The 12,251-nt window shown below is 66.6% G+C and carries 8 protein-coding genes; 2 read left to right on the plus strand and 6 right to left on the minus strand.

The genetic code is table 11. From position 1 onward, the window contains the following. Window positions 1–28: 28 nt before the first annotated feature. The 3 genes from ACLB6G_RS17920 to ACLB6G_RS17930 form a co-directional block, all read right to left on the minus strand. On the minus strand, window positions 29–484 hold the full coding sequence (locus tag ACLB6G_RS17920; protein ID WP_410357580.1) for a DUF309 domain-containing protein: 456 nt from the start codon (window positions 482–484) through the stop codon (window positions 29–31). Window positions 485–486: 2 nt separating this feature from the next. Continuing rightward, window positions 487–2,028, minus strand: a complete 1,542-nt coding sequence (locus tag ACLB6G_RS17925) for a benzoate-CoA ligase family protein (RefSeq protein ID WP_410357581.1) — start codon at window positions 2,026–2,028, stop codon at window positions 487–489. Window positions 2,029–2,127: 99 nt separating this feature from the next. Further along, a complete protein-coding gene (locus ACLB6G_RS17930) occupies window positions 2,128–2,331 on the minus strand; it encodes a hypothetical protein (RefSeq protein ID WP_410357582.1) in 204 nt (67 codons plus the stop codon). 186 nt (window positions 2,332–2,517) lie between these two features. Here ACLB6G_RS17930 and irrA point away from each other — a divergent pair, with 186 nt between their 5' ends. Both irrA and ACLB6G_RS17940 read left to right on the plus strand, forming a co-directional pair. Then, window positions 2,518–2,928: an iron response transcriptional regulator IrrA gene (gene irrA / locus ACLB6G_RS17935; protein WP_410357626.1), complete on the plus strand. Its 411-nt coding sequence runs from the start codon at window positions 2,518–2,520 to the stop codon at window positions 2,926–2,928. A gap of 115 nt (window positions 2,929–3,043) precedes the next feature. Beyond that, window positions 3,044–3,622, plus strand: a complete 579-nt coding sequence (locus ACLB6G_RS17940; RefSeq protein ID WP_410357583.1) for a DUF3228 family protein — start codon at window positions 3,044–3,046, stop codon at window positions 3,620–3,622. An 11-nt stretch (window positions 3,623–3,633) separates the two neighbouring features. Here the strand turns inward: ACLB6G_RS17940 and pbpC are convergent, their stop codons facing one another. The 3 genes from pbpC to ACLB6G_RS17955 form a co-directional block, all read right to left on the minus strand. Continuing rightward, on the minus strand, window positions 3,634–5,709 hold the full coding sequence (pbpC, locus tag ACLB6G_RS17945) for a penicillin-binding protein 1C (RefSeq protein WP_410357584.1): 2,076 nt from the start codon (window positions 5,707–5,709) through the stop codon (window positions 3,634–3,636). Next, entirely contained in the window at window positions 5,709–11,171 is a 5,463-nt protein-coding gene (locus tag ACLB6G_RS17950) for an alpha-2-macroglobulin family protein (RefSeq protein ID WP_410357585.1), read from the minus strand. The genes pbpC and ACLB6G_RS17950 overlap by 1 nt, the downstream gene beginning before the upstream one ends. Before the next feature lie 99 nt (window positions 11,172–11,270). Further along, window positions 11,271–12,173, minus strand: coding sequence for a helix-turn-helix transcriptional regulator (locus ACLB6G_RS17955; RefSeq protein ID WP_410357586.1), 903 nt, complete (start codon window positions 12,171–12,173; stop codon window positions 11,271–11,273). Window positions 12,174–12,251 lie beyond the last annotated feature (78 nt).

The raw sequence follows: 12,251 nt of genomic DNA on the forward strand, positions 1-12,251 counted from the left end.
TGAACTCCGCGACGCAGCGCCGTCCCGCTCAACCGCCGGGGCGGAAACCGCGGGCGACCGCCCTCTCGAAAAGCGCCGTTGCAATGGCGTCGATGCGCCGCGCCGCCTTCTGGCGGCCCATGATTGCCTTCAGCCTGGCATTGGCGAACTGGATGGCGGCCTGCACGAAGGCGCGATCGGCGCTGTCCGGCGCCAGCGCATGCCAGACCGGTTCCCAGACCTCGTGGGCTTCCCAGAAAAATCCCCGTCGCAGCAGGACGAAACCGGCCGCCCAGGCCTCGCTTTCCCGCCAGTTGGCTGCCGTCACCGCATCGCCGGCACGGGCGGAAATATCGAAAACGGCGCCGGATTCGGGACGCTGCGTCGTGCCGGGACGATAGGGCTGTTCCGGAAGACGGCTGGCCAGAAACGAATCGAGCCGGACAATCCTGTCCGGCCCGATTGCCTGTTCGGCCTCGGCCAGCGCCTTCTCCAGCGCGGTCATGGTCAGGCGCGCAGCTTGAAACGCTGGATCTTGCCGGTCGCCGTCTTGGGCAGGTCGTCGACGACTTCCACCCAGCGCGGATATTTCCACTTGCCGATCTTTTCCTTGACGTGCTCCTTGAGCGCCTCGCGGAAGGTCTCGTTGTCTTCGCCATCCTCCTTGAGGACAACGAAGGCTTTCGGCTTTTCCAGCCCGTCCTCGTCGCGCTCGGCCACGACCGCCGCCTCAAGCACGGCCGGATGGGTGACAAGTGCCTGCTCCACCTCGAAGGGTGACAGCCATATGCCCGACACCTTGAACATGTCGTCGGTGCGCCCGCAATAGACCAGCCGCCCGTCGTCGCGCAGTTCGTACTTGTCGCCGGTCCGCGTCCAGTTGCCCTCGAATGTCGAGCGGCTCTTGTCGCGCTGGTTCCAGTAGCCGTCCGCCGCCGACGGCCCCTTGACCAGCAATTCGCCGACCCCGCCGGCTGCGACATCATGGTTGTTCTCGTCGACCAGCCGCAATTCGTATCCGGGCACCGCCGTGCCTGACGTGCCGTAGACCACGTCGCCGAGCCGGTTCGAGAGGAAGATGTGGAGCATTTCGGTGGACCCGACGCCATCGAGGATCGGTGTCCCGGTGATCGCCTCCCAGCGCTTGCCGACCTCTTCCGGCAGTGCCTCCCCCGCCGAGATCGAATGGCGCAGCCGATCGAAACCCGCCGGCTTCGCGCCCTTCATGGCCGCCACGAGCGCGGCATAGAGCGTCGGCACACCGCAGAAGATGGAGGGCCGGCGGCGCTCGAAAATGTCCAGCACGCTGTCGGGTGTCGGCCGTCCGGCCAGGATCACTGTGGTCGCCCCGACCGACATCGGAAAGGTCATCGCGTTGCCGAGACCGTAGGCGAAGAAGAACTTGGCTGCGGAATAGACGACGTCATCCTCGCGAATGCCCAGGACCTGGGCGCCATAGGTATCAGCCGTAGCCTTCAGGCTTCCGTGGACATGGCGAACGCCCTTGGGGCGCCCTGTGGAACCCGAAGAATAGAGCCAGAAGGCGCATTCGTCGGCGCTTGCCTCGATCATCGGCTCGGGATCGCTGGCCGCCAGTTCGCTGGCGAAATGCAGGGTGCCGTCCGGCGCGTTGTCGCCGATGAACACCACCTTCTCGATGAAGGGCTGGTCCTTGACGACCGGCTCCACCACGGGCCACAGCGCCTGCGAGACGAACAGGATCCGCGCCCGGCTGTCACGCAGGATGGCGTCGTAGACATCGCCGCCCAGCAGCGTGTTGATGGCGATCGGCACGACGCCGCATTTCAGCGAGCCCCAGAAGATGATCGGAAATTCGACCACGTCGAGGACGATCATCGCCGCGCGATCCTCGCGGCGGATGCCGTGACGCCGGTACAACGAAGCCATCCGGTCGCTTGCCTCGGCCAGCCCGCCATAGGTCAGCGTCCGTCCGCCCGGCTGGGACTCCACGAAAGCGGGCTTGTCCGCCCTTGCGTCCAGATGCCTGTCCACGAAATACCAAGCGGCGTTGGCGTTCGCCTCGCTCATCAGTCCCTCCCCGGCACCGGGAAACGCCAAACCCGGGATTCGGCGCCCGATCGTTGTTGATTGCCGCCTTCGCTCCTCCGCGTGCAGCATTGTGCATTATCATGCATAATTTCCCATGGGCAGGCAAGCCATTCCCGCGAACAGCGGCAATTTTTTTCCCTGGACGGTCATTTTGCGCACATGGCGGCGTCCGGAAGCCCGTGCAAACTTCCCTTGTTCCGTACCGTTTCGCCGTTGAAACAATGGGTTTTCCGCTTGATCGAGGTCAAGGCGGGTATCCGGCAGGATTTGTATTTTGATCATGGACGACTATGTTTCCATCATGTGCCATGAAACGGACCGGTAGACGGGCCGGTCTTGCAAAATGGCGCTATGCGCGATAGTCTCCGGCTGAACAGGATATGCAAGATAATGCAGACTATGGACTGGTCATCGAGAAACAAGAGCCACAAGGCGCCCGCCGGGGGTCCGCTATGCTGGGCATCCCGTCTGCGTGACAGGATGCGCGCTTCCGGTCTGCGCCCGACGCGTCAGCGCATGCATCTGGCAACGCTTCTGTTTACCCGTGGCGACAGGCATGTGACGGCTGAGGAAATCCACGCCGAGGCACAGCAGGAAAACATCGCCGTCTCGCTGGCGACCGTCTACAACACGCTGCACCAGTTCACCGAGGCGGGTCTTCTGCGCGTCCTCGCCATCGAGACCAACAAGACCTATTTCGATACCAACACATCCGACCATCATCACTTCTTTGTCGAAGGCCGGGGGCAGGTTCTCGATATTCCGGATCAGGGTCCGGAAGGAACGCTCAAGGTCGAGAACCTTCCCGAACCGCCCGATGGCATGGAAATCGCCCATGTCGATGTCGTGGTGCGCCTGCGCCCCAAGACGCGCGGCTGACAACGGCACCGTATCGCAAGGCGGACCGGTTGCGGCACGCCCCTGAAGCCATTGACCTGTCGGGCGTCTGGCTGAACCTGTTTGCGGTGGCGCGCGGTATCCCGGGAGATCCTGCATGACGATCGCAATGACCGGTTTTGCCCTTCGCCAATGGCAGGAGAACGCCGGTGCCAAGCGCATCACCGGCCTGCCACCGGACCGGCTTGTCGCGCTTGCCAATGCGGCCGTGGCAAGGGGTGCGCCTCTCGTCGGCGGCTATGCCCCCTTCTGCAAGCATCTCTTCCTGGACAATCCCTCGCCCACGCGCTGCTCCTTCGCCCCGATCACCGAAGGCAATCGCCATTGCCTGGTATCGGGTTACCAGGCCCGCCGTGAGGGGGAACTTCCCGTTCTGGAACGCTGGCTCGAAGGCGTCGAGGCGCCTGTCGCCCGATGGCTGGACGTGATCCTCTACTCCAAGGCACAGCTTGATGCCGAGGCTGCCGACGGGCCGGACGACGAGGCTGTGCCGGAATGCGAATGGGGCATTGTCTCGGTGATCGGCACCCTTGAGCCGACAGAGCCGCCCATGCCGCCGATTACCCAGATGCGCAACAGCCTGGGACGTGCCGAAGGTGGTTCGGGTGTCGCCATCGACCGGGCGGCCTATGCCCGCGCCGTCGACTTCTGGGAGCGCCATGCCACGATCCGCTGATGCGGATCTGTCTATTGCACGAACAGGTCAACGCTGGCTGCACGTCCGGCCGCGTCGATCACCGTCAGCCGCTGCTGTCCCTTGCCGTCCGGCTGCCATTGGCGCACCCGCCGCCGTGAGGCGCCATCCAGCGGCGCGCCATTGGCCAGCCAGCGGAACGGCGCCCGCCCGCCCTGCAACTTGATGATGAGCGGCTGGACCGATCCGGTTCCGCCGCCTGCAAGGTCGACCCGCGCGCCCGAAGGCGGATAGACGATGACGGGCGCCGGTTCCGGCGCATCGCGGGTTTCGCCCGGTGCACGCGACGCAAAGCGCCTGAGCGCCTGCGGCAACTCGCCATGGGCAAGCAGCACCGCGCCGCGCGGCTTCGGCGGCAGCGCGCGCAGTCCGAGACCCGCGCGTGACCAGCCATTGAAAAGAAGCGGCGCGGCAGCTTCCGCACCGCTCAGGCCCGGCACGGCACCGTTGTCAGGCCGGCCGGCCCAGACGGCCAGCACATGGGCGCCGTCGAACCCCACCGCCCAGGCATCGCGATAACCGTAGGACGTACCGGTCTTGTAGGCGAGGCCAAGCTGCGCCGCGCCGGGCGGCGGCGCAATTCCCGACAGGATGCCCCCGACCTGCCAGGCCGCCGAAGGCTCCAGGATGCGGGAGCGCCTCGGCCTCTCCGAGCGATCCAAGGTGAACCGCGCGGCGGCGCTCTCCCCCTGATTGGCAAGAGCCGTATAGGCCTGCGCGAGCCCCGCCAGCGTGACGCCAGCGCCGCCCAGTCCGACGGCCAGGCCCGGCGCCCCGCCTTCCGGCAGGACGAGCCTGGCGCCCGCCCGGCGCAGGCGGGACGACAATCGCATGGGTCCGACTGCGTCAAGCAGGCGAACCGCCGGGACATTCAGCGACCATTGCAACGCCTCGCGAACGGTGACGTCGCCCTTGTAGTCCATGTCGAAATTGGCCGGACGATAGCCGCCGAAATCGGCCGGCCGGTCAGCGATGATCGTTTCCGGGGCCGCGATCCCCTGTTCAAAGGCCAGCCCGTAGATGAACGGCTTGAGCGCCGAGCCGGGCGAACGCGGCACATCCGCCATGTCCACCCAGCCGGACCGGCCTTCATCGAGATGATCCGCCGACCCCACGCGTGCCAGCATCTCGCCCGTCGCCGCATCGAGCAGCACCATGGCCACCGAGACACCGGCGGGAAGCCGCGCGGCTCCCTCCCGCGCGACGTTTTCCAGCGCGCGCTGGTAGGCCGCGTCCAGTGTGAGGCGGTGCGGCGCGCCGCGCCGGTCCGCCTTTGCCAGAACGTCCATGGACAGGTGCGCGCTCAGCGCGGGCATGGCCACACGGTCCCGCGGCACGTCGAAGCCCGATGCGCGCGCGATTTCCGTTTGCGCAATGAGCCCTGCCCCGGCCATCCGCCACAACACCCTGTCGCGAGCCGCTTTTGCCTGGCGGGGCGCCCGGTCAGGCCTGCGGCTTTCCGGCGATTGCGGCAGCGCCACGAGCAGGGCCGCCTCCGACAGCCTGAGCTTCAACGGCTCCTTGCCGAACCAGGCAAGCGATGCCGCGCGAATGCCTTCCAGGTTTCCCCCATAGGGCGCCAGCACCAGGTAGCGTTCGAGGATTTCCCGCTTGGAAAGCCGCCGCTCGATCTGCACGGCCCGAACCATCTGGCGGAGCTTGGCCGTGACGGATCGCTCGGCGCGCGGCTCCATGAGCCGGGCAAGCTGCATGGTGATCGTCGATCCCCCCGAGACGATACGCCCGTGGGCTGCGAACTGCCAGGCGGCCCGCGCGATGGCCAGCGGATCAATGCCGTGATGGCCGAAGAACCGCTTGTCCTCGTAAGCCACCAGCATGGAAACGAATTGCGGGTCGACATCATCCAGCGACACCGGAAAGCGCCACCGCCCCTCGCCTGTCGCCTGGGCGAAAAGCAGCGTCCCGTTCCGGTCGTGCACCTCCGCCGAAACGGATGGCGGATCGAGCGGCGGCGGAAAGGTCTCGTCCAGGCCCGAAAGCCCGGCCATGGCGAAGAACAGGCCGGACAGGGCGCTCGCACCCCACTTGAGGACCGAAAGCGCCCGCATCAGCGCAACTCCCGGACCTCCACGAAGCCGGCGGCGGTGCGCGCGGAGAATTGCGGCCGGTACATGTCCTCCACCTGGGCAGCCGGATGCACGAACGAACCGGGCGTCACCGCGCGCACCACATAAGCCAGTTGCAGCGCGCGGTTGTCGCCCGCCGAGCGGTCAAAGGCGGCCACGAACCGGTCATCCAGGAATTCCAGATGCGCCGGATTGACGTTGCCCAGCCAGTCGAAGTTCTTCAGTTGCGCACTGCCGGTCAGCGCCGGATTGTCGATCTCGAAGCCTGCGGGCAGCAGGTCCGTGACGACGATGCGCGACGGCCAGGTGTTGAGTTCGGCGATCTGCAGCACCACCACCAGCCGCTGGTTCTGATCCACCTGTTGCAGGCTCGCCGGCCGTCCGTCGAGCGTGAAGTAGCTGCGCGCAATGGTGAAGCCGTTACCGCCGGCCGGCAGCGGATCGATCGGCGCGGCGACGGAGGTGACGACCGCCGTGACAGGCTCTGCGCCGTCATTCCGGACGGTGACAGGGGCATCCATCAGGTCGATGCCGGAACGGCGCACGGTGAACGGACCGCTATGCGCCATGCCGTTGACGGTCAGTTGCATGGTCTCGTTCTGCCCGGCCAGCGCCCGCGCGGCTAGCAGCATCCATGCATCCTCCTGTGTCGATGTATGCGGCCGGCGCTGCTTCTGTTCGGCGACGAACCGCGTCATCGCCACCATGCCGGCCGGTTCCGGCCTGCTTTCCGCTGCCAGCGCCAGGATGGCAGCACCGTCGCGCAGCTTGGAGCCATAGTCGGCGCGTGCCTCGATCGCGCGCTCGGATTGCGCCTCCGCCAGGTCGAGCGCGGCACGGAACAGCCGTCCCGACCGGTCGCCATCGCCGTAGAGCGACAGGCTTGCGGCCAGTTGCGCCCGCGCCATCGGGCTGTCGAATGCGTCCAGCTTCGTGTCCGCGTAGTAGCGCAGGTCCCCGGCGGACGCCTTTCGGTTGCGTGCCAGCACATAGAGTGCATAGGCGATCTCGCGTCCCTGGCCGCTGACATCGTTCACATAGGCGAGATTGTTCTCCAGATTTCCGATCGCCAGATCCATGCCGGTCTGCGGCACGTCAAAGCCTTTCTCGCGTGCCCTGGTCAGGAAGTCCGTGACATAGGCATCGAGCCACAGGTCGCCTGAACCCGGCGACCACAACCCGAAGGAACCGCTGGCCGACTGGAACGCGAGCACGCGGGCGATGGCGTCCTCGATCCGCTTGTCGATTGCCGGATCGCTCGCCTCGCCTTCCAGCTCCGACAGGTAGAGCAGCGGCAGCGCGCGGCTCGTGGTCTGTTCGGCACAGCCATAGGGATAGCGGTCGAGGCTCATCAGCAGGCCCGGAACATCGAACGCCGCCAGGCGCGTCACCGAGACCGATACCGTGGCATCCCGTATGACGCTGTCGGCCAGCAATTGCCGGTCCACTGTCAGGCCGCCGCCATTGGCGAAGAGTTCGATTTCGCGGCGAACCGTGACCGGCAGCGCGCCGGGCCGCACGGGAAATGCCACGTCATGCGCGACCTGCACGCCGTCGTCATGGGTGAGTGTCAGTGTCAGGCCGGCAGGTCCCGGCGCATTGGCGGTCACGGGCAGGCGCAGAACGCTGCGTCCACCTTCCTGCAGCACGACGCGCGCCGGCAGGCTGCCGGCAAGCGCCAGGGGGCCGCTGGTCTCCACGGCCAAGGCATATTCACCCGCCGGCCCGTCGGTGTTGGCGATGTCGAAGCGAAGCTCGGCCAGGTCGCCCGTTGCCATGAAGCGCGGCGCACCGGCGATCACCACGACCGGTTCGCGGACGATCACGTCCCTGGCGGCCGAACCGGTCGCCGTGGCACTCCATGCCGTCGCCATCACGCGCACCGTGCCATTGAACTGCGGCATGTCGAATTGCACCGTCGCACTGCCGTCTGCGTCCAGTTGGACCGGGCCGGAAAAGAAGGCGATGAGCTTGCCCTTGGGCGGGCTGCCCTTGGACTGCATGCCCGGACCGTCTCCGCCGGTACGCACACGCCCCAGCGCACCCTGCGATCCGTCGATCAGGCGGCCATAGACATCGCGAAACTCGAGGCCCATGCGGCGCTGGCCGTAATACCATTCCTCCGGTTTCGGCGCCTCGTACCCGGTCAGGTTCAGGATGCCGACATCCACCGCGGCGATGGTGGCGAACACGGTCTCGCCGGACCGAGCGCCGCTGACGCGCAGCGGGATCTCGAAGGCCTGTCCGGGCACGGTCTGGTCCGGCGTCGCAATATCGAGGGAAAGCGTTCGTTCGCTGGAATCCACCGCCAGCCATTTCACGCCGATGGCGCGCCCGGGCATCCGGCTTTCACCCGCCGATCCGGGCCGGTACAGCGTGGCGGTCACATAGGCGCCCGCCCCCCAGTCGCCGCCGACGGGAATTTCGATTTCGGCGCCCTCCGCCGGAACGCTTGCCCGCAATGTGGAAAGGACCCGGTCAGTCCCTACCGTGACGACCAATTCGCCCGCGAAGCGCGGCGAGACCTTCAGCCGCGCCGTTTCGCCGGCCCGGTAGCGTGCCTTGTCCAGCGCGACTTCCAGCCCGTCGGGCGTATCGAGCGAGGAAGTCTCCACATACCATCCCGCATTGAACGCATAGCTTGTGATCGCGTCCGCACCCTCGACCTCCAGCCGGTACCGGCCCCAGTCGACGGGCATGGACAGCGATACGGGCGCATCCGCCCTGGCATCCAGCGAACCGCTCGCCACCGCCGACGTGAAATCGGCGGCTTCATAGCGCCAGCTGTTGCCGTCGCGATACCACTGGTAATTGCGCGTCACACGTAGCAGCCGCCATTCCAGTCCTTCCGCCGCCACCCGCGCACCATCGGGATCGACGGCGATGACGTCGAAGGACACCGTGGAGCCTTCCGCCGCCTGGGCGTCCGCGAAACCGGCCTTGATGCCGATCATCACGCCCTGCGGCTTGACAGGCAGCGTGAGGCTGCGCTCCACAGCCCGCCCCGCGCCTTCGCGCATGCGGATCGTCACGGCCGCCTCGAGTGGCCGCGTCGTCGCCGGCAGCGTTCCGAGATCGATGCCGATCTGCGCGCGCCCCTGCGCGTCGAGAACCGGAAGGCCCTGCAACGGCACCGTTGTCCGGCCCTCCTCGTCATCCTCGGCCAGGCCGAAGACATAGCCCTCATGGCCCGGCCGGTTTGCCACCGGGCTCACCTGCACCTCGCCTTCGATGGAAAGCCCTGCCGCAGGCGCGCCGTAGAGGAACCGCCCCGTCACGGCGACCGATCCGCCCTGCTCCGGATCGATGACCGGACCGGACGCGGCTTCCAGATCGAACTCGATCCGGTCCGGCACGAAATCCTCGACCAGGAATGTCTGCTCGGCGAGGGCCGCCTCCTTGGGATCGGCGTGGACGCGCACGGTCCACGCACCGCGCATGGCGTTGTCCGGCAGGTCGAGCCCGACCACATGGCCGCCGGCCTTGGGCGCAGCCGAAACAAGGCGCCTGTCTTCCACGCCGTCGGGCCGGCGGAAGATGAAGGTCATCGGAAGGTCTTCGACTGCCTCCGCCGCGCCGTCGCGCGCGAGCGCCGTGACGTGAACCGTGTCGCCTGCCCGGTAGATGCCGCGTTCGGCGAACGCATAGACGTCGATGGCACCCGGTGCCGGGCGTCCTTCCACGCCGCGGTCCGACAGGTCGAAGCCCGCGCGCCCGAGATCGAGAAGGACGAAACCGGCGCCTTCGGCCTCCGCCAGCACAAGCGCGGGCGCAAGCCCGCCCTTGGCCCGCACGAGACCGGCATCGAAACGCGCCACACCGTCGCCATCCGTCACGGCCTCGCCCAGAACCTCGTTGTTGCGGGCGATGAGCCGCACCGACGCGCCGGCCAGTGGCAAGGCGGTATCAAGTGAACGGGCCGACACCCGCATGCCGTCGAGCCCGCTCTCAGCCGATAGCCCGATGTCGGAAACCATGAACCATTGGGTCGCCCGGTTCTCCCAGTCGTCGGACCGCTCGCCCCTTGCCCTGGCGACAAGCGCATAGACACCGGGCTGCCGGTCGGCGAGCACGGCCTCCAGCGGCAGGGCGGTTGTTGCTTCCCGGTTCGGTTCACCGGGAGTCTCCATCGCACCGGACCAGACCAGCTCGCCCTGGCGGTCCTTGATATCCTCGGCCTGATAGCCCGAAAGACCCTGCAGGAAGCGCCCGTCCTCCATCAGGCGGGTCAGCGCGCGCGGGCCGATGCGGTAGAGTTGCAGGTCCACCGCTTCGGCGTTCACGGTCACTACCGGAATGGCCTGCCGCCCTCGTGCCGGAAGGACGAAATCCTCCCCGGTGAACCGCGCGAAAGGCTGCCGGTCGCGGACATAGACGGAAATGTCGACCGGCGCTTCCAGCACTTCTCCGACAGCCGACGGCAGTCCGTCGCGCAGCGTTACTGCATAGCGTTCACCATGCCTCAGCCCGTTGACGCAGATTTCGCGGCCCTGCGCGTCGAAAGCGGGCGGTTCGCCGCCATTGAGCCGCACGAACGGCGCGTAGTCGAAGCCCTTGACCAGGTTTTCCGAAAGCTGCAGGCAGGCGCGCGGATTGGCCGTGTCCGCATCGACGGTGTTGTCGACCACCCGGAACCCCTTGCGCGCCCGCAGATCGGCGAAATCCGCGCGCACCTGCGGGTTTTCCAGCAGAGCAAGCGAGGCCTTGTAGGCTTCGAGCGCCGGGCGGAACTGGCTGCGCAGTTCCAGCGCCTTGGCCAGTTCGTCAAGCGCCGCCGCGCGGTCGGCCGTGGTGCGCGACGTGTCATAGGCATTGTACGCCGCCGACGTGGCGAATTGCTGCAACTGGTAGCGTTCCGCTCCCCTTTCAGGCGTCATGGCGCGTATGCCGCGGGCAAGATCGCGCCAGAGCGCGGAATCCTCCAGCGTGAGCGAAACGGCGCCGGAAAGAAGGGCAACGCCCTGGCGAGCATTCCCGGCATCGAGGGCGGCAAGGCCTTCCTCGGCCATCATGAAGGGCGAACGTCCTTCGAAGCGGCGGGCGTTTCCGACCAGTTGCGACCGGTATTTTTCTGCTTCCACAGGCATGGAATCGGGAATGAAGGCAAGCGGCGGCGGCGCGCCGAGATCCTCGCGCGCCTCGACGACGACGCGGCCGGCAATGGCGCCGGCAAACCGGTTGAGCGCGCCATGGTCGCTTTTCAGGAAGCACCACCCCGCGCGCACATTGTAGGTAAAGGCACGGCATTGCCTGTCGCCAAGACAGATCGCCTTGCATTGTTCCAGCGTGACGTCCTTCTCGGTCCTCAGGTCGAAACCGAAATAGTCCGCGTCTTCGACGGTTTCGATGCGCCGCACATCGGCTGCCGCGGCAAGCTGAATGCCCGCCAGCGCCGTTGCGACAACCAGGATGAACCGTGAAAACGGGCGAGGAATGGACAGCATGGAAACCTCCCGCTGTGGTTGACGCCCCTGTCACAGGAGATGTTTCATCTGCTTTGAGCGAAAGTCAACGGGCAAGATGGGCCGGAGTGAGGCTCTGCTTCAAATCGGCAGGAAACCGTTCTCCCGGATCGCGTCGACCACCGCCGCCATGCTGTCCTCGACCGATGCGCCGGAAGTATCCACCATTGCTTCGGCCTTCGCGTAGAGCGCTTCACGGCTGGTGAGGATGGACTTCAACTCGTCCATCGCGGCCGGATTGCCGGCCATGGGCCGTTCGTCACCCTGGCCGCGCACGCGCGCCATGTGTTCCTCCGGCTCGGCTTTCAGCCAGATCGTGTGGCAATGGCGCAGCAGGTAATTATAGGTGTCGGGTTCGGAAACGATCCCCCCCGCCACCGCCAGCACGAGCTGCTCATGCGTGGCAACCAGGTTGACAAGCGCCTGCTTTTCCAGCCGCCGGTAGCCTTCCTGGCCGTAGAGTGCGATGACCTCGTCGACCGGCATGCCGGCCACTTCCTCGATCACCTGGTTCAGTTCCACGAAGGCGACGCCGAGTTTCTCCGCCGTCTTGCGGCCAAGCGTCGACTTGCCCGCCCCGCGCAGGCCGATCAGCGCGACGCGCCCGGCGCGCCGCGTACCGGTGTCGTTCGGATCGAGGATTTCCATCACCCGCGCCCGCTGGTCGCGGGTCGCCTGGCGGAACAGCCGCATCAGCGTGATGGCATCAGAGGTCCAGGGATCGTCGCGGCCGACCAGCCATTCAACCTCGAAATCGAGCGAGTTGGCGATCTTGCGCAACAGGGCGATCGACACATTGCCGTCGCCGCCCTCCAGCTGCGCCAGGTAGCGCTGGGAGACGCCCGAGAGTTCCGAAAGCTGGCGCCGCGAAATCCCCTTGCGATTGCGCGCCATGCGCACGCGCTCGCCGACCATGGCAATGAACTCGGTGATTTCGCCATCCTCCGCTTCGTTTCCAACGGTTTGGCTGGCCTGCTTCAACATTGGCGTCCCCGGCGCACCCGACTGGTTCGGTGCAGGATAATGCACCGGCAGGACCACGGCAAGCTGCGTTATATTGCC

The organism is Zhengella sedimenti (assembly GCF_046506625.1).
Lineage (GTDB): Bacteria > Pseudomonadota > Alphaproteobacteria > Rhizobiales > Rhizobiaceae > Zhengella > Zhengella sedimenti.